Source organism: Arenimonas aestuarii (assembly GCF_054781715.1).
Window position 1 is genome coordinate 79,580 of record NZ_BAAGTW010000006.1, and the last position, 17,227, is coordinate 96,806.

The window sequence follows — 17,227 nt, forward strand, 5'->3', positions numbered from 1 at the left end:
CCACCGGGTAGGGTCAGGGCGTGATCCGGGCCCCGCGCAGGCGCGGGCTGCCGTCCACGATTTCGGTCCAGGCCAGCCAGGCCTGGCCGTCGCGCAGCTTCAGGCGCGGGAAGCCGGTGCCGCGGCCGCGGCCGGCCAGGTCGGCCACCTTCACGCGCAGCGACTCCTTCGCCAGGGCGTGGTCATGGCGGGCCAGCCACAGGGACTGCCGGCCGGAGGTTTCCTCGATCCAGGCCGTCCAGACGCCCTCGCCGTCCGCGGCCACGTCCACCCGGCCCTGCACGGTGCCCCCCTCGCGCAGGGTCAGCGGCGGATCAAAGCGGCGGCCGCCGTCGCCCGAACGCGCCAGCCGCAGCGACGGCGTGCCGCCCGCGGCGGTGTACCAGGCCACCCAGGCCTGCTCGCCGCGGGCATCGATGGCCGGGCCGTTGACGGGGCAGGCCGGCATCATCCATTGGTCGGCGTGCACGATGGCCGGCGCCTGCCAGCGGCCGTCCGCGAAGCGGGCGACGGCGATGTCGCGGATCTCGCCTTCGGCGCGGTCTCGGTAGGCCAGCAGCACGGTGTCGCCGACCCGGGCGCTGTCGGTCTGGCAGCAGTCGCAGGTGCTGGCGTCGAGCTCGCTCTCGGCCCGCTTGCCCTTGGCGTCGAAGACCGCGGCGCGCAGGGTCATGGCGCCGCCGGGACCCGCGTGGTCACCGTGGCCACCGCCGCCGGTGTGGCGGCCGTCGAGCCAGGCGATGCCCAGCCCGCCGCCGGGCTGGGGCCAGAGCGTGGCGAAGCCGTGTTCGGTGGGCGTGCCGTCGTCGTGCACGGCCGGCATCTGTTTCCAGGTCTTGCCGCCGTCCAGCGACGCCTGCAGGCGGACGTCATAGGCGTAAGGCGCGTCGCCGTTCTTCACCAGCACGTGCGCCCAGAGGCTGCCGTCGTCCAGCACCTGTAGCGCGGGGAAGTCGGCCCAGTTCACGAACCAGTCCTTGCCCTCGGCGGCGACACGGCTCGGCTGCCACTTGCCTTCGCCGGTGAAGCGTCCGTAGGCCAGGCGGTGGCCACCGCCGTCGCGACGTTCGATCCAGCTCAGCACCAGGTCGCCATCGGGCGCCAGGGACAGGTTGGGCTGGGCGGATCCGTCGGGCGCCGGCAGCGGCCAATCGGTGACGGTGGCGGCCTGCAGCGGCAGGGCGAACAACAACAAGGCGGTGGCGGGTATTTTCATGGCGCCAATCTAACTGCCCGGGGCGTCACCGTCACCGTGGCGGTAGCCGAAGTGTTCATGCAGCGCCGCCAGCTGGGCGCGGAAACGCCGTGATTCCCAGGCCAGCAGGCGCCAGCCCAGGTCCAGCAGGAGCGCGAACGCCAGCCCGCCGACCACCCCGCCCACCACCAGCGCATTGATATGGGTACCGACCGCGCTGGCGCCCTCGCCGTAGCCGGTCAGGCCGATCAGCCAGGCACCCAGGCGGTGGGTGGCGTAATAGATGGGACCCATGGTCAGCGGGTTGGTGACCATCTGCAGGGCCGCCATCACCGTGAGGTTGCCGCGCAGCCAGATCGCCAGCGCCAGGCCGATGGCCAACTGCAGCCCATACACCGGCATCAGCGCCACCACCGCGCCCGTGTACAGGGACACCATTACGTGCTGGCGCTTGAACGACCACAGGTAGGGGCGTTTGCGGGCCGCTTGCGCGAACCACTTGATGACCGGGTATCGGGCGACGTTGGCGCGGCGCGGCAGCGGCCGCAGCCAGCGGCGCAGGCGACGGCGGCGCGCCAGCCAGCGCCGGTGCAGCGGATGCGAACGAACGGGCATGGAAGGGCCACGCCGCCTCAGGCGACGCGACGACCCTTGCGCCGGGCGAGCTGCACCAGCAGCAGCGAGATCGCCGCCGGCGTCATGCCGGGAATGCGCTGGGCCTGGCCGATGGTTTCCGGACGGACGCCGGCCAGCTTGCCCTGCAGCTCGGCCGACAGGCCGGGCAGGCCGGCGTAGTCGAAGTCATCGGGGATGGCGGTGTCTTCGTGCCGGCGCTGGCGTTCGATTTCTTCGGCCTGGCGGTCCAGGTACCCGGCGTACTTGACGCCGATCTCGACCTGTTCGGCCACCGCCGGGTCGTCGACGCCCGCCCCCAGCGAAGGCAGGCGGCGAAGCGCGGCGTAGTCGAGCTCCGGGCGTTTCATCAGGTCGAGCGCCGTGCACTCGCGGCTCAGCACGACGCCGGTGACGGCCTCGAGCTCGCCGGCCAGGGCGCCGCCGGGCGTGGCCCAGATGGCCTTCAGACGCGCGGCTTCGTTGGCCACGGCCTCGGCCTTTCGGCTGTAGGCGGTGAAGCGCGCTTGATCGACCAGGCCGAGCTCGTGGCCGATGGGCGTCAGGCGCGCGTCGGCATTGTCCTCGCGCAGCAGCAGCCGGTACTCGGCGCGGCTGGTGAACATGCGGTAGGGCTCGGTGGTGCCGTGCGTCACCAGGTCGTCGACCAGCACGCCCAGATAAGCCTGGTCGCGACGCGGCGACCAGGCCTCGCGCTGCTGCACCCGGCGCGCGGCGTTGAGGCCGGCCAGCAGCCCCTGGGCCGCGGCTTCCTCGTAGCCGGTGGTGCCGTTGATCTGGCCGGCGAAGAACAGGCCGGCCACCGCCTTGGTTTCCAGCGAAGCCTTCAGGCCGCGCGGGTCGAAGTAGTCGTACTCGATGGCATAACCCGGACGGGTGATCACGGCGTTTTCGAAGCCGCGCATCGAGCGCACCAGCTCAAGCTGCACTTCGAAGGGCAGCGAGGTGGAAATGCCGTTGGGATAGATCTCGTGGGTGTCCAGGCCCTCGGGCTCGACGAACACCTGGTGCGAGGCCTTGTCGGCGAAGCGCACCACCTTGTCCTCGATGCTGGGGCAATAACGCGGGCCCACGCCTTCGATCTCGCCGGCGTACATCGGCGAGCGGTCCAGGCCACCGCGGATGACTTCGTGGGTGCGTTCGTTGGTGTGCGTGATGAAACACGACACCTGCCGCGGATGCTCGTGCACGCTGCCCAGGAAGGAAAAAACGGGGCGTGGGTCGTCGCCGGGCTGTTCGGTCATCACCGAATAATCGAGGCTGCGGCCGTCGATGCGCGGTGGCGTGCCGGTCTTGAGCCGGTCGACCACGAAGGGGCCTTCGCGCAGGCGCTGGGCCAGCGTGGTGGCCGGCGCCTCGCCGGCGCGGCCGCCGGGATGGTTGCGCAGCCCGACGTGGATGCGGCCAGCCAGGAAGGTGCCGGCGGTCAGCACCACGGCCGGTGCCTCGAAGCGCAGGCCGGACTGGGTAATGGCGCCGCGCACCTGCCCGGCTTCGATCACCAGGTCGTCCACCGCGGCCTGGAACAGCGTCAGGTTCGGCTGGTTTTCCACCAGGCGCCGGATCGCCGCCTTGTACAGCGCGCGGTCGGCCTGGGCGCGGGTGGCGCGCACGGCCGGGCCCTTGCTGGCATTGAGCGTGCGCCACTGGATGCCGGCCTGGTCGGCGGCGCGGGCCATGGCGCCGCCCAAGGCGTCGATCTCGCGCACCAGGTGGCCCTTGCCGATGCCGCCGATGGCCGGGTTGCAGCTCATCTGCCCGACCGTCTCGATGCTGTGGGTCAGCAGCAACGTGCGCGCACCGGCCCGCGCGGCCGCCAGGGCCGCTTCGGTGCCGGCGTGGCCGCCGCCAATGACGATCACTTCATAACTGAGCATGGGTCGGGATCCGATCGAGGCCGGCGATTATCCGCCGTCGCCGGCAGCGGTGCATCCGCCGGCCGGTTGGCACGCTTTCTGCATTAACTCCAAGGCACCTGCCGCGGCCAACGCCGGGGGGCGTCGACCAGACTGAACAGGGGCTGGTCAGGCGCGCGGTAGGGATGCCAGGGCCTGGCGCTCCCGGGGGGGAGCGCCAGGCCCTTTTTTTATGGCTTGTTTCCAGCGCTCCGGCGAACACACGGCGCTGCAGGGATTAAAGTCGGCGCCCGGCGGGTCTTGGAACAGGGGGAATCCAGGGGACCTGATGCCGGGCGCCGAACAGAGGGTCGAACCCGCACCCGCGTCACAACCTGACGCAAAGTGTCAGTCGGCGGCCGTAGGATGCGCCGCACCCAAGGGCGGCGCAATGCCGTCGGACCGCTCCGGGCCTAGGCTTCGTCGTCGGATGTGCTGTTTTGTGACGTGCGTCTCACTTGTGGCCGCGGGGCCGGCCGGGGCGCCGGCGGCGCCTGGCGCGGTGCCGGTTTCGCCGCAGGCTGGGCACGGGGCATGGGCGCGGGCCGGGCCTGCGGGGCGGGGCGCGCCTGCGGGGCGGGGCCTACGTAGCGCGCACCCTGCGACTGGCGCACGACCGGCGCCGGCCGGCTGACCGGCTGGCGGGGCTGTGCACGCACGGGCTCCGGATAACGCATCCGCGCGCCACCGGCCCGGGCAGGTGCCGGTTGGACCGGCAGGGTCGCCCGGCGCGCCGTCGGCGGCGCGGCCGGCTCGCCACCGTAGGCACGCAGCGGCGGGCTGGTGCCTGGACGCACGGCCGGCTTCCGGTTGCTGCGCGGCAGCGGCTCGCCCCGGTCGCGGCTACGTTCGCCGCCGACAGCCGGGCGGCGCGGGGCCGGCGTCACCGTGTTGCCAGGCCGCCCGGCGCTGGCCGGGATCCGGTTGGACGGGGCGTAGGCCGGACGCGGCTTGGGCATCGGGCGCGGCCAACGGTCGTAGTTGTCTTCGTTGCCGTAGTACGGGTAGTCCGGCCGCGGGTTCGTGTCGCGATAACGCGGCCGGTCGTGCCAGTGGTAGCCGCCATACCAGCCCCAGTTGTTCCAGCCCCAGGTGTTGCCGACCGAAAAGCTCCAGCCCGGCGAGTAGTGGTAGGGGTAATAGCCGCCCCAGCTGGGCACGCAGCCGTAGTAGCTGCGGCAGCGGTAGCGGTCCAGGCCCCAGAAGGGCGAATAGCCGTAACCGTAGCCATAGCCGATGCCGCTGCCGTACCGGTAGTCGTAGTCGTAGCCGTCGTCGGCGCCGTAGTAGTAGTCGCCGTCGCCTTCGTATGCCGGGTAGTAATAGCCGCCGTCCCGGTACACCGTCCGGTCGCGGTAATAACCGTCGCCATAGGTCGCGCAGCCGGTAAGCGCGACCAGCGGGACAAGCAGCATCAGCAGGCGTTTCATGGCGTTTCCCCCAGTCATGTCGGCAGTCTTGGCGCCGGGGGGTGAATACCCCCTTAACTCACCGGGCCTTCACCGGCGGCAGGCCGCCACCGGATCAGGCCAGCAAACGTTCGAGAAAGTCGCGGCTGTCCGGCGAAGCCAGCTGGCCCTGGAGCGAGCCGAGCGCGGACTTTGCCTGCCCGCGCTGGGGTTGGGCCCAGCGGTGCCAGCTTTCGAAGGCACCCAGCAGCCGTGCCGCAACCTGGGGGTTCACGCCGTCGAGCGTGGCCACCTGCGCCGCAAGCAGCCGGTAGCCGGCACCGTCGCGCCGATGGAAGGCAAGCGGGTTCAGGCGCGCGAAGCTGCCGACCAGGGCGCGAACGCGGTTGGGGTTGGCGGGTTTCCACCAGGGCGAGGCCATCAGGGCCTGGACGTCGTCCAGGGCGTCGGGATGCGGACGCGTGGCGACCAGGCCGATCCACTTGTCGGTGACCAGGGGGTCGCCGGCGTGGCTGTCCCGGAATCGGGCCAGCGCCGCTTCGGCGCCGGGCGCCTGGAAATGCAGCAGGCAGCGCAGCGCGGCGATGCGTTCGGTCATGCTGCCGCCGGCGTCGAACTGCGCCTGCGCCAGGCGCGCCTCGGGGTCGAGCCGCGTCAGCCAGGCCAGGCAGGCATTGCGCAGCGCGCGCGCCGACATGGCCTTGCCAGACAGGCCGTCACGCGCAGCGGTGGCCAGCGCTTCATAACGTAGCTGCAGGCGCTCGACCTGGTCCTCGGCCAGGCGGTCGAGCAGCTCTTCGCGGCGGGCCACCAGGGCCTGCACGTCCACCTCGTCGACCTGTTCGGCCAAGGTGTCGAAGTCGGGCAGCACCAGGCACTCGGCGACGAAGGCCGGGTCGGCATCGGGGTCCGAGAGCAGGTCGGCCAGGGCGTCCGACAGCGCGCCGGTGGCGGCCTCGGCGTGTGGCCGCGCCAGCAGGGCCTCGGTGGCCAGGCGCTGCAGCAGGTCCCAACGGTTGAAGGGGTCGCGCTCGAGCCGGGCCAGGCGGGCAAGGTCGTCCACGTCCTGGTCGAAGCGCAGCTTCACCGGTGCGCCAAACCCCTGGTTGAAGGCCGGAATCGGCTGACCGTCCAGGCCGCGCCAGCGCAGCACGTGGCGGGCGTCGGTGAGTTCGACCAGGCCGTCGCGCACGACGGCGTCGGACTCAGGCGCTTGCCCGACGACGGCCCCGTCGGCGTCGAACAGCACGTAGCGCAGGGGAATGACCAGGGGCTGCTTGTCCGGCTGGCCCGGGGTCGGCGGGGTGTGCTGGTCGACGGTGAGCGTGTAGTCGCCCGTGGCCGGGTTGAAGTCGGCGCTGATCGCGACTTCCGGCGTGCCCGCCTGCGCATACCAGCGCGCGAAGGCGGACAGGTCGCGGCCGCTGGCGGCGGCATGCGCAGACATGAAGTCTTCCAGCGTCGCCGCCCTGCCATCGTTGTCGGCGAAGTAGCGGTCCATGCCGGCGCGGAAGGCTTCTTCCCCAACCAGCGTGTGCAGCACGCGGATGATCTCGGCGCCCTTCTCGTAGATGGTCAGCGTGTAGAAGTTGCTGATTTCCTTGTAGCGGGCCGGCCGCACCGGATGCGCCAGCGCGCCGGCGTCCTCGGCGAACTGCCGGCCGCGCAGCAGGCGCACTACTTCGATGCGCTTGAGCGCCCGCGAGTGCAGGTCGGAGCTGAACTCGGTGTCGCGGAAGACGGTGAGTCCTTCCTTCAACGACAGCTGGAACCAGTCGCGCAGCGTCACCCGGTTGCCCGACCAGTTGTGCAGGTATTCGTGCGCCACCACCGACTCGATCGCCAGGAAGTCGGCGTCCGTGGCGGTGCTCTCGTCGGCCAGGATGTAGCGGGCGTTGAAGATGTTCAGGCCCTTGTTTTCCATTGCACCCATGGTGAAGTCCTGGGCGGCGACGACGTTGAACACGTCCAGGTCGTAGCAGCGGCCGAAACGTTCTTCGTCCCAGCGCAGCGCGCGTTCGACCGCGCCCAGCGCGTACTTGCAGCGTGCGACGTCACCGGGTTCGGCCCAGACGTTGATCTCCACGTCGCGGCCTTCCGCCGTTTTCAGGCGCTGGCTGACCCGCTCCAGTGGGCCCGCGGCGATGGCGAACAGGTAAGCCGGCGTCGGATGCGGGTTTTCCCAGCTGGCCTCGTGGCGGCCGTCGCCCAGGTCCCGGCTGGACAGGGGATTGCCGTTGGCCAGCAGTACCGGGAAGGCGTCGCGGTTGGCGCGCAGCACGATGCGCCAGCGCGGCATCACGTCGGGCCGGTCGGCCATGAAGGTGATGCGGCGGAAGCCCTGGGCCTCGCACTGGGTCAGCAGCAGGTCGCCGCTGCGGTACAGGCCTTCGAGCCGGGTGTTCCCGGCCGGGTGGATGCGCACGCGGGTCGCCAGCTCGCAGTCACCGGACAGGCCGGCCACCACCAGGCGGTGGCCGTCGTAGTCATAGCGGTCCGGCGCCAGCGGCTGGCCGTCGAGGGTGATGTCGAGCAGTTCCAGGCCTTCGCCGTCCAGCTCCAGCGGCTGCCCGGGCCGGGCCGGGTCCGGGGACAGGCAAAGCCGCGACAACACGATGGTGGCGGCGGGATCGAGCTCGAACTGGAGCTCGGCCTGGGGGATGCGCCAGGCAGGCGCGATGTAGTCGGCGAGATGGACGTGGCCATCGCCTCGTGGCTGGTTCATAAGGCGGAAGATCCGGGGGGTTTACTGACTTTTGCTAGGCTAGCACGTGCTCACTGAAGCCCTGCCAATGCCGAACCCGACTCCCGTATTCGACGACGTGCTGGCCGCCGCCGCGCGCATCGCACCGCACGCGGTGCGCACGCCGGTGCTGCATTCGGCCGAGCTCGACCGCTGGGCCGGCGCCACCCTGCTGTTCAAGGCCGAACACCTGCAGCACGTCGGCGCCTTCAAGTTCCGCGGTGCCTGCAATGCGGTGATGGCCTTGGACGCCGATGCCGCCGTTCGCGGCGTGCTCACCCACTCCTCCGGCAACCACGGCGCCGCGCTGGCCATGGCCGCGCGCGTGCGCGGCATCCCCGCCCACGTGGTGGTGCCCGAAGGCGCGGTGGCGTCGAAGCTGGACAACATCAGGCGGCAGGGCGCCATGATCCATCGCTGCGCACCGACGCTGGCCGCGCGCGAGGCCACCACCCACCGCCTGCAGGCCGACACCGGCGCCACGCTCGTGCACCCCTACGCCGATGCCCACGTGATCGCCGGCCAGGGCACGGCGGCGCTGGAGCTGCTGGCCGATACCGGCCCCTTGGATGCGCTGGTCGTTCCGCTGGGCGGCGGTGGCCTGGCCGGCGGCACCGCGATCGCCGCCGCCGCCTGCCAGACCGGGCTGGCCGTGTTCGCGGCCGAGCCCGAAGGCGCCGCCGACGCCTTCGAATCCCTGCGCCAGGGCCGGCATGTCACCGACCTGGTGCCCGACACGATCTGCGACGGCCTGCGCGCCACCCTGGGCACGCCCAACCTGGCCTTGCTGCGCGAGCACGGCGTCACCGTGCTGCTGGTGTCCGATGCCGAAGTGCTGGCGGCCATGCGCGAGGCCTGGGCCCGGCTCAAGCAGGTCATCGAACCGTCCTCGGCCACCGTGCTGGCGGCCGTGCGTCGATACCCCGGGCACTTCGCCGGCAAGCGCGTGGGGCTTATCCTGTCCGGAGGCAACGTCGATCTCGACGCCCTGCCCTGGTGAACCGAGGAATGCCATGATCGTCGACGGCACCCGCCTGTCCGACCGCGCCATCGAACTCGTGCTGGCCTATTACGCCGCTTTCAACCGCGGCGACGCGGCCGCCATGCTCGACCTGCTCACCGACGACGTCGCCCACGACATCAACCAGGGTGCGCGCGAAACCGGCAAGGCCGCCTTCAGCGAATTCCTGGGACGCATGGAGCGCTGCTACCGGGAACAACTGCGCGACATCGTCGTGATGGCCAACCAGGCCGGCGACCGCGCCGCCGCCGAGTACACCGTGCACGGCGAATACCTCGCCACCGATGACGGCCTGCCCGCCGCCAGCGGCCAGAAGTACACGCTGCCCGGCGGCGCCTTCTTCGACGTGCGCGACGGCCTGATCGCCCGCGTCAGCAACTACTACAACCTCGAAGACTGGGTCGCACAGGTCTCGAGCTAGGTGTCCGGGCTTCGCACCGTCTTTTCCTCCCCGGGATTCCGCATCCTGGTCGTGGCGCTCGTGCTTGCCTTCGGGCTGATGGGCGCGCGCGCCATCTGGGATCCCGACGAAGGCCGTTACACCAACGTCGCGCTGACCATGCTCGACAGCGGCAATTTCGTCGACCTCTCCCGGCATCACGAATCCGGGCACTGGACCAAACCGCCGGTGACCTACTGGGCCATCGCCGCCAGCATCGCGACCTTCGGGGCGCAGCCGTGGGCGGCGCGGCTGCCGGCGGCCCTGGCCTTCCTGGCCTGTACCTGGCTGGCCTGGCGACTGGCCCGTCGGCTGCAGCCAGGCAGCGAACACGTGGCAGCCCTGGCGTACGCGACCATGCTGCTGCCCTTCGGCGCGGCCAACCTGATCACCACCGATTTTGTGCTCGCCGCGTTCCAGGGCCTGGCGATGTGGGCCTGGGTCGAATCGCGTTTTGGTCCGCGTGCGCACGCCGGACGATGGCTGTTGCTGATGTGGGTGGGTTTCGCGGCCGCTTTCATGACCAAGGGGCCGCCGGCGCTGCTGCCACTGCTCGCCGTGGTGGCGATGATGTGGCTTGCGCCCGCCGGCGACCGGCGCGGGAGCCGGGCCTGGTGGGCGGGGGCCCTGCTGTTCGCGCTGCTGGCCCTGCCCTGGTATCTGGTGGTGGTGCTGCGGCATGAAGGCCTGTTGGCCTATTTCCTGGGCACCGAACTGGTGGCGCGCATCGCCAGCGACAAACTGCATCGCAATCCCGAGTGGTATGGCTGGCTGCTGGTTTACGGACCGACGCTGGCGCTTGGCTCCCTGCCCTGGACGGCCGTTGCCTGGCGTGCGCTGCGTGCCGCGACGCGCCGGCTCAAGAGCTGGCGTGACGCCGCGACCCGCCAGCAGGAAGCACCGTTGCTGGCGCTGTGGCTATGGCTGCTGGCGCCGCTGCTGGTCTTCTGCCTGGCGCGCTCGCGGCTGCCGCTCTACCTGCTGCCGCTGTTCCTGCCGATGGCGGTGCTGGTAGCACGACAGTGGCAGGCCGAGGGGCGGTCGCTGCCGCGCGCGCGCTGGCTTGCGGTCTGGGTGTTCGTTCTGCTCGGCTTGCGCCTTGCCAGTGCGCTTTGGCCCACGAACAAGGACGCCGGCCGCTGGGCCGAGGCGCTTTCTTCGCGGGTCGACCACCGGGTGGAGGAAGTCGTTTTCGTCGAGGACATGGCGCGCTACGGCCTGCATCTGCACATGGGCGCTGCGGTCGAGAAGGTTTCGCTGGAGCCCCGCCCTCGCGCGCCCTACGGCGCCGAGTTCGACTCAAGCTTCGCCGATGAACTGCTCGAACGCGAAGACGCTGTCTGGGTAACCAAGCAGGCGATGTTCCCGGCGCTGGTCGAACGCGCCGCGCCCCTGGGCTTCCAGCTCATCCCCTTGGGCGAACCCTACGAAGGCCGGGTCATCTTCCGGGTGGCGCGGTAGGCCGGACTCAGCGGCTGCGGTCCAGCACTTCCTCGAGCACCCAGCGGCGCGAGCTGCCGTCGGCGGGCGGGTTGGCGACGGTGTATTCGCGGATGCGCAGCACGTAGTCGATGCCCTGCTGCCAGCTGAAACCTTCGATCTCGCCGAAGTAGTTCTGCCAGGGCGCGCCAGGCTCGGTGCGCACCTGCAGGCACTGCATGGCGCCGACGCCGCTGCAGGGCTTGCGTTCACCCGACACCAGCACGATGCGCTCGCGGCCCGCACTGGTGGGCACGTCCTGGCTGTCGAAGGTCCAGCGCGTGCCGTCGGCCGACACCAGGCGCAGCTGGGTGCCGCTGAATTCAGCGCGCAGCGGCTGGGCAAGGGCGCCCAGCAGCTCCGATTCGCGCTTCATCAATTCGCCCGGGCAGCCGCGCTTGGTGCTGAAGATCCCCTCTTCGCCGCCCAGCTTCACCTGGTCGCCGTTGCGCGACCAGCTGCCGCCGTGGGTGTTGCAGGGCCCGGTCATGGAAAACCGTGCCGCTGAAAAACGCAGCATCGCCGCGCCCGCGCCCTGGGTGGGCAGGTTCCGGCCGTCGGGCGCGGCCACCAGGCGCCAATCCTTGTCGAGCAGCGGTTCGTCGTCCACGGCGCGGACCTCCCGGCTGGTGGGCGCCATGCAGGCGGCGAGTGTGAGGACGATGGCCACGGCAAGCGCAGGCAGGCGGAAATGGCGCATGTCGGATCTCCAACTCAACAGGGTCGTGCGCAGTCTAGCGCCGTCGCCGGTTCAGCGCCGACGCAGCGGGATGCGGTCGGCCGGGAAACTGGCGAGGTCGGCGCCGCCGAGCCGGCGCGGCGCACCCGGCGCGGGACCCCATGCCTGCGCGGTGATCACTTCCCAGGTGCTGGGCAACACATCGCCGCGGCGCTGGTCTTCATAGGCCGCGGTGACCCGCCGGAGACGATCGCGCCCGCCCAGGCCACGGGGCCGGTCGTGGCGGGCGTTGCCGGCGCCGATGGCGCGCAGTTCGCGCATCAGCGTGCGCAGGTCGGGATAGGTCAGCGTGTAATTGTCGCGGTCGATCACCGGGTCCTTGAAGCCAGCCGCCAGCAGCGCGTCGCCGACCTGCTGGATGGCCGCGAACGGCGACAGCGGCGGCACTTCGCCGACGGTTTCGTAGGCCTCGCGCAATTCGGAAAGCGTGCCCGGGCCGAAGGTCGAGAACAGCAGCAGGCCATCGGGCCGCAGCACGCGCCGGAATTCGGCCAGCACGGCGGGCAGGTCTTCCACCCACTGCAGGCACAGGCTGGAGAACAGCACGTCGGCGCACTGGTCGGCCAGCGGCAGCGCGGTGACGTCGGCGCAGACCCGCTTCACCGGGCGCCAGAAGCGGGTGTGCCGCGGCACTTCGCGCAGCATCGGAAGCGCCGCGTCCAGGGCCAGCACCTCGGCCTTGGGCCAGCGCTTTTTCATTGCGCCCGCGGCGCGACCGGGTCCGCTGCCCAGGTCCAGGATGCGTGCGGGCTGGCGGTCGTCCAGGTAATCAAGCTGTTCCAGCAGGCGCGCTTCCACTTCGCGCTGCAGCGCGGCCACGGCGGCGTAGTTCGGCGCGGCGCGGCCGAAGGCACGGCGCAGGTGGCGGCGGTCGAATACGGAGCTCACGGCGGGCAATCCTTGGCGAAGTCGCGAAGGGCATTCGCCACGTCATCGGCATGGGTCAGGAAGGGAGCGTGGCCACCGTGCTCGACCTGCCGGAAGCGGGCATCGGGCGCCAGCGCCGCCGCAGCCTGCATGGCCGCCGGCGACACCAGCCGGTCGCGCCGGCCCGCCAGCCACAGGCTGGGCATGGCCAGGCCCGGCAGGGCCGCGCGCAGGTCGCTTTGTTCGAGAAGGCGCAGGCCCTCGCACAGCACGTCGGCGCCGGGTTCGCCGTGGGCGAAGACCTCCGTGCGCAGCAGCCGCAGTTCTTCGCGCACGTGGTCCGAACCCTGGGCCTCGAGCATCAGGAAACGGTCGAGCGTGCCGCGGTAGTCGCGGCCCAGTTCGCTGCCGAAGCCCCGGAACACCGACGGGTCCATGCCCGCCGGCCAGTCCTCGGCGCGCACGAACCGCGGGCTGGCGGCCAGCATCACCAGGCCGCGCACACGGTGTGGGGCTTTCGCCGCCGCCTGCAGGGCGACCAGGCCGCCGAGCGACCAGCCCAGCCAGATCGCAGGCGCCGGCACGAGGGCGGCGACCGCATCCGCGGCGGCGTCCAGGCTCAGCGTGACGCCGGCATCGGCGCTGCGGCCATGGCCGGGCAGGTCAACCAGATGCAGCTCGAAATCGTCCGCCAGCGCGTCGACCAGCGGCCCGAAAATGCCGGCGTGCATGGCCCAGCCATGCAGCAGCACCAGGGGCTGGCCCTGGCCACGGACGGCGTGGAACAGGCTCATGCCGCGATCGGGTCGGGCGCGGGTTTCACCGCTTCGGACAAGGCGGCCAGCAGGCCATCGACGTCGGCTTCGTCGTGGTCCACCGACAGGGTGACCCGCAGGCGCGCCTGGCCCTCGGGCACGGTGGGCGGCCGGATCGCGGTGACCAGGTAACCGCGTTCCTCCAGCGTTCGCGCGGCCGCCAGGGCCGTGGCGTTGTCGCCGAGCACGATCGGCTGGATCGGGGTGAACGACTCCTGCAGCGGCAGGCCGCGCGCAGAGGCGCCCCGACGGAAGCGCATCACCACCGAGGCGAGTTTGGCCCGTCGCCAGGATTCCTTGCGGATCAGCCGCAGGCTGGCGCGCATCGCGGCAGCCATGGCCGGTGCCGGCGCGGTGGAGAACAGATAGGGACGTGCGGTTTCGGCGATGTGGCCGACCAACGCTTCGCTGCCCAGCAGCACGGCGCCCTGGCCGCCGAAGGCCTTGCCCAGCGGCACCAGCAGCAGCGGCACTTCGCGCGCGCCCAGGCCGGCCACGGCCAGGCTGCCGCGGCCTTCGGGACCGAGCACGCCGATGCCGTGGGCATCGTCGACGTAAAGCAGGGCGTCCTGCGCGCGCGCCACCAGGGCCAGGTCGGCCAGCGGCGCGGCGTCGCCGTCCATGCTGAAGACGCCGTCGGTGGCCAGCATCGCCGCACCGTCGCGGCGCGACATCAGCTGGCGCATGGCCGCCTCGACGTCGGCGTGCGGGTAGCGCTTGAGTTCGCAGCCGGCCAGGCGGGCGCCATCGATCAGGCAGGCGTGGTTCAACTTGTCCTGCACGCAGGTGTCGCCGGCTTCCAGCAGCGACTGCATCACCGCCAGGTTGGCCTGGTAACCGCTGCCGAAGTACAGGGCGCGCTCGTAGCCCAGCCAGTCGGCCATTTCGCGTTCGAAGCGCGCGTGTTCGGCGTGGTGGCCGGTGACCAGCGGCGAGCCGGTGCTGCCGACGCCGTGCCAGGCCGCGGCTTCCTGCATGGCTGAAACCACGTCCAGGTGCTGGCCGAGCCCCAGGTAGTCGTTGCCGCAGAAGCTGGTCAGCTGGCGGCCATCCACCAGCACCCGCGCACCTTCGCGGCCTTCGATCTCGCGCCGGGGCCGGAGTGCGTTACGGGCCGCGCGGTCGGCGCGGGCCAGGGCAATGCGGTCGGCGAACCGGATGCGCGACATCTCAGGCGGCGCAGCCAGCAGTGGGCTCGACGATATCGGCGTGCACGGTTTTCGATTCGTGCACCACCGGCATCGGCCGCAGGCCCAGGCGTTCGAACAGGGCCTGGTCGGCGGCCACGTCCGGGTTGCCGGTGGTCAGCAGCTTTTCGCCGTAGAAGATGGAATTCGCGCCCGCCAGGAAACACATCGCCTGCAGTTCCTCGCTCATCTCGGCGCGGCCCGCCGACAGCCGCACCATCGAGGCCGGCATCATGATGCGGGCGACGGCGATGGTGCGTACGAACTCGAACGGATCAAGCAGGGCGGTACCGGACAGCGGCGTGCCCTCGACCTGCACGAGGCGGTTGATCGGCACGGAGTCCGGGTGCGCCGGCAGGTTGGCCAGGGCCTGCAGCAGGCCGGCGCGCTGGGCGCGGGACTCGCCCATGCCGACGATGCCGCCGCAGCAGGTCTTCATGCCGGCGTCGCGCACGTGTTCCAGGGTGTCGAGGCGGTCCTGGTAGTCGCGGGTCTTGATGATGTCGCCGTAGAACTCGGGCGCGGTGTCGAGGTTGTGGTTGTAGTAGTCCAGGCCGGCGTCGCGCAGGGCCTTGGCCTGGTCGCCCTTGAGCATGCCCAGGGTGGCGCAGGTTTCCAGGCCCAGGGCCTTCACCTCGCGGATCATTTCGGCGACCTTCGGGATGTCGCGGTCCTTGGGGCTGCGCCAGGCGGCGCCCATGCAAAAACGCGAGGCGCCGGCGGCCTTGGCGGCGCGGGCACGCTCAAGCACCGCATCCGTGTCCATCAGCTTCGTGGCTTCGACGCCGGTGTGGTAGCGCGCGGCCTGCGGGCAGTAGGCGCAGTCCTCGGGGCAGCCGCCCGTTTTCACCGACAACAGCGTCGAAACCTGCACTTCGGCCGGGTCGAAACGTTCGCGGTGCACCGTGGCGGCGCGGTAGAGCAGTTCGGGGAAGGGCAGGTCAAAGACGGCGAGGACTTCCTCGCGCGACCAGTCGTTACGGATGACGGCAGGCATGGGCATTCCCTGATGGTGCGGGAAAAACAAGAGCGGCAGTCTGTTTGCCATGCCCCACCCTGTCAACCAAATCCAACCCCCGGAAGTTGACGGCCCCAGCCCGGTCGGGGGGATGCCGGGAGGCCGAGGCTACGCCAGGCCCGGACCCGTGTTCCGTGACCACGATCACGCTCCGTGCGCCGGGCCCTAGCCGAACTTTTCGCAGGGCTGGGCCCCGCCCTGTTGCCCTGGCGCTGCCTGGTCTGCACCGACCCAGGCGCGGGCGGCGTCGACCTGTGCCTGGCTTGCCGCCACGACCTGCCCTGGAACCGATCGGCCTGCGCCCGTTGCGGCCTGCCCCTGCCCCGCCCGGCTGCCCGCTGCGGTCGCTGCCTGGGCAGCCCGCCCATCCAGGCCAGCACGCGCGCGGTCTTCCGTTATTCACCGCCGCTGGATCGGCTGCTGCTTCGGCTGAAATTCCACGGGGACCTCGCGGCCGGCCGCTTGCTCGCCGCGCTATTGGCCGAGGACCTGGCCGGGGCACCGCGACCAGCGGCCCTGGTCCCCATCCCCCTGCATCGCCGCCGGCTGAGGCAGCGCGGCTACGACCAGGCCCTGGAACTGGCCCGGCCGCTGGCCGGGGTGCTGGCCCTGCCCCTGCTGGCCGACGGCCTGCAGCGCGCTCGCGCCACGGCGCCGCAGTCCGAGCTCGACGCACGGGCCCGGCGCCGCAACGTTCGCGGCGCCTTCCAGGTCTCTCCCGGGATCACCCTGCCCGCCCACGTGGCCCTGTTCGACGACGTCATGACCACCGGCGCCACGCTGGCCGAAGCCGCGCGCCAGCTTCGCCGGGCCGGCGTGGCGCGGGTCGACCTGTGGGTGGCCGCGCGGGCCTAGGGCCTGCTCAGCCCAGCGCGTAGTGGCCGGCGATGCCGGCAAAGATCGCCAGGCCCACCCACTGGTTCGAAATAAAGGCTTCGAAACAATTTTCGCGGGCGCGGTCGCGTGCGATCCAGAACTGCCGCACCACCAGCACCAGGGCCACCGCCAGCGCCACGTAATAGAAGATCCCCAAGCCCGCCCGGCCACCGACCAGCCACATCGCCCAGGCAAAGCCCGCGTACAGCACGCCCTGGGCCACCAGGTCGGCGTCGCCGAACAGGATGGCGGTGGACTTCGACCCGGCCCTGAGGTCGTCCTCGCGGTCGACCATGGCGTACCAGGTGTCGTAGCCCGTGGTCCACAGCAGGTTGCCCAGGAACAGCAGCCAGGCCAGCGGCGGCACCGTGCCCTGCACGGCCGCGAAGGCCATCGGGATGCCCCAGCCAAAGGCGACGCCGAGGTACACCTGCGGCAGGTAGGTATGACGCTTGAGGAAGGGATAGGTCGCCGCCAGGAAGGCGCCGACAACGCTCAGCTGGATCGTCAGCCGGTTGGTCAGCAACACCAGGCCGAAGGCCACCAGCATCATCACCACGAACAGCGCCAGCGCCTCGCGCGGACTCACCGCGCCGGTGGCCAGCGGCCGTCGGCGGGTGCGTTCGACCTGCGGGTCCAGCCAGCGGTCGGCATAGTCGTTGATGACGCAGCCGGCCGAGCGTGTCAGCCAGACGCCGGCACTGAAGATGAGCAGCAGGTGCCAGGGCGGCAGGCCTTCGGCCGCCAGCCAGAGCGCCCACCAGGTCGGCCAGAGCAAAAGCAGGATGCCCACCGGCCGATCGCCGCGGATCAGCAGCCAGTAGAGGTGCAGGCGCGTGCGCCAGGCCGGCGTCGGCGCCCCGTCGGGCGTCGGTTCGGGGGGTCGGGACATGGCGCGAAGCCTAGCAGAG

At 71.1% G+C, this 17,227-nt stretch carries 15 protein-coding genes; 4 read left to right on the top strand and 11 right to left on the bottom strand.

The window, feature by feature from the left end; genetic code table 11:
- Positions 1-13: 13 nt before the first annotated feature.
- From ACYVJH_RS10010 to pepN, 5 genes are all read right to left on the bottom strand, one after another.
- Complete coding sequence (locus tag ACYVJH_RS10010) at positions 14-1,216, bottom strand: hypothetical protein (RefSeq protein WP_460454503.1); 1,203 nt, start codon at positions 1,214-1,216, stop codon at positions 14-16.
- Positions 1,217-1,225: 9 nt separating this feature from the next.
- The gene (locus ACYVJH_RS10015) at positions 1,226-1,810 is read right to left on the bottom strand and encodes a DUF2062 domain-containing protein (RefSeq protein WP_460454504.1); all 585 of its coding nucleotides are present in this window, start codon (positions 1,808-1,810) and stop codon (positions 1,226-1,228) included.
- Between the two features lie 17 nt (positions 1,811-1,827).
- The gene (gene mnmG / locus ACYVJH_RS10020; protein WP_460454505.1) at positions 1,828-3,705 is read right to left on the bottom strand and encodes a tRNA uridine-5-carboxymethylaminomethyl(34) synthesis enzyme MnmG; all 1,878 of its coding nucleotides are present in this window, start codon (positions 3,703-3,705) and stop codon (positions 1,828-1,830) included.
- Positions 3,706-4,136: 431 nt separating this feature from the next.
- Positions 4,137-5,153: a hypothetical protein gene (locus ACYVJH_RS10025; protein ID WP_460454506.1), complete on the bottom strand. Its 1,017-nt coding sequence runs from the start codon at positions 5,151-5,153 to the stop codon at positions 4,137-4,139.
- Positions 5,154-5,247: 94 nt separating this feature from the next.
- The gene (gene pepN / locus ACYVJH_RS10030) at positions 5,248-7,857 is read right to left on the bottom strand and encodes an aminopeptidase N (RefSeq protein ID WP_460454507.1); all 2,610 of its coding nucleotides are present in this window, start codon (positions 7,855-7,857) and stop codon (positions 5,248-5,250) included.
- Between the two features lie 67 nt (positions 7,858-7,924).
- On the opposite strand from pepN, the gene ACYVJH_RS10035 reads away from it, so the two are divergent.
- The 3 genes from ACYVJH_RS10035 to ACYVJH_RS10045 are packed head-to-tail and all read left to right on the top strand — an operon-like array spanning position 7,925 to position 10,796.
- A complete protein-coding gene (locus ACYVJH_RS10035; RefSeq protein WP_460454508.1) occupies positions 7,925-8,875 on the top strand; it encodes a pyridoxal-phosphate dependent enzyme in 951 nt (316 codons plus the stop codon).
- A gap of 13 nt (positions 8,876-8,888) precedes the next feature.
- Positions 8,889-9,317 (top strand): ketosteroid isomerase-related protein, encoded by a 429-nt coding sequence (locus tag ACYVJH_RS10040; protein ID WP_460454509.1) that lies wholly within the window; start codon positions 8,889-8,891, stop codon positions 9,315-9,317.
- Positions 9,318-10,796, top strand: a complete 1,479-nt coding sequence (locus tag ACYVJH_RS10045; RefSeq protein ID WP_460454510.1) for an ArnT family glycosyltransferase — start codon at positions 9,318-9,320, stop codon at positions 10,794-10,796.
- Positions 10,797-10,803: 7 nt separating this feature from the next.
- Here ACYVJH_RS10045 and ACYVJH_RS10050 read toward each other — a convergent pair whose 3' ends face one another.
- From ACYVJH_RS10050 to bioB, 5 genes are read right to left on the bottom strand one after another with little or no spacing between them, the layout of a single operon-like run.
- Positions 10,804-11,514, bottom strand: coding sequence for a DUF4377 domain-containing protein (locus ACYVJH_RS10050; RefSeq protein WP_460454511.1), 711 nt, complete (start codon positions 11,512-11,514; stop codon positions 10,804-10,806).
- Positions 11,515-11,565: 51 nt separating this feature from the next.
- Positions 11,566-12,441, bottom strand: coding sequence for a malonyl-ACP O-methyltransferase BioC (gene bioC, locus ACYVJH_RS10055; protein ID WP_460454512.1), 876 nt, complete (start codon positions 12,439-12,441; stop codon positions 11,566-11,568).
- Positions 12,438-13,214, bottom strand: a complete 777-nt coding sequence (gene bioH, locus ACYVJH_RS10060; RefSeq protein ID WP_460454513.1) for a pimeloyl-ACP methyl ester esterase BioH — start codon at positions 13,212-13,214, stop codon at positions 12,438-12,440. The genes bioC and bioH overlap by 4 nt, the downstream gene beginning before the upstream one ends.
- Entirely contained in the window at positions 13,211-14,404 is a 1,194-nt protein-coding gene (bioF, locus tag ACYVJH_RS10065; RefSeq protein ID WP_460454514.1) for an 8-amino-7-oxononanoate synthase, read from the bottom strand. Before bioF ends, bioH begins: the two co-directional genes overlap by 4 nt.
- A gap of 1 nt (position 14,405) precedes the next feature.
- The gene (gene bioB, locus ACYVJH_RS10070; protein ID WP_460454515.1) at positions 14,406-15,419 is read right to left on the bottom strand and encodes a biotin synthase BioB; all 1,014 of its coding nucleotides are present in this window, start codon (positions 15,417-15,419) and stop codon (positions 14,406-14,408) included.
- Positions 15,420-15,593: 174 nt separating this feature from the next.
- Here bioB and ACYVJH_RS10075 point away from each other — a divergent pair, with 174 nt between their 5' ends.
- On the top strand, positions 15,594-16,295 hold the full coding sequence (locus tag ACYVJH_RS10075; protein ID WP_460454516.1) for a ComF family protein: 702 nt from the start codon (positions 15,594-15,596) through the stop codon (positions 16,293-16,295).
- 7 nt (positions 16,296-16,302) lie between these two features.
- On the opposite strand, the gene ubiA is transcribed toward ACYVJH_RS10075, so the two are convergent.
- Positions 16,303-17,208: a 4-hydroxybenzoate octaprenyltransferase gene (ubiA, locus tag ACYVJH_RS10080; RefSeq protein ID WP_460454517.1), complete on the bottom strand. Its 906-nt coding sequence runs from the start codon at positions 17,206-17,208 to the stop codon at positions 16,303-16,305.
- Positions 17,209-17,227 lie beyond the last annotated feature (19 nt).

Coding starts and splice junctions, on each gene's coding strand:
- ACYVJH_RS10025 (WP_460454506.1), bottom strand. CDS start 5,153: ATGAAACGCCTGCTGATGCTGCTTGTCCCGCTGGTCGCGCTTACCGGC.
- ACYVJH_RS10050 (WP_460454511.1), bottom strand. CDS start 11,514: ATGCGCCATTTCCGCCTGCCTGCGCTTGCCGTGGCCATCGTCCTCACA.
- bioF (WP_460454514.1), bottom strand. CDS start 14,404: ATGTCGCGCATCCGGTTCGCCGACCGCATTGCCCTGGCCCGCGCCGAC.
- mnmG (WP_460454505.1), bottom strand. CDS start 3,705: ATGCTCAGTTATGAAGTGATCGTCATTGGCGGCGGCCACGCCGGCACC.
- bioB (WP_460454515.1), bottom strand. CDS start 15,419: ATGCCTGCCGTCATCCGTAACGACTGGTCGCGCGAGGAAGTCCTCGCC.
- ubiA (WP_460454517.1), bottom strand. CDS start 17,208: ATGTCCCGACCCCCCGAACCGACGCCCGACGGGGCGCCGACGCCGGCC.
- ACYVJH_RS10010 (WP_460454503.1), bottom strand. CDS start 1,216: ATGAAAATACCCGCCACCGCCTTGTTGTTGTTCGCCCTGCCGCTGCAG.
- ACYVJH_RS10040 (WP_460454509.1), top strand. CDS start 8,889: ATGATCGTCGACGGCACCCGCCTGTCCGACCGCGCCATCGAACTCGTG.
- pepN (WP_460454507.1), bottom strand. CDS start 7,857: ATGAACCAGCCACGAGGCGATGGCCACGTCCATCTCGCCGACTACATC.
- ACYVJH_RS10035 (WP_460454508.1), top strand. CDS start 7,925: ATGCCGAACCCGACTCCCGTATTCGACGACGTGCTGGCCGCCGCCGCG.
- bioH (WP_460454513.1), bottom strand. CDS start 13,214: ATGAGCCTGTTCCACGCCGTCCGTGGCCAGGGCCAGCCCCTGGTGCTG.
- ACYVJH_RS10015 (WP_460454504.1), bottom strand. CDS start 1,810: ATGCCCGTTCGTTCGCATCCGCTGCACCGGCGCTGGCTGGCGCGCCGC.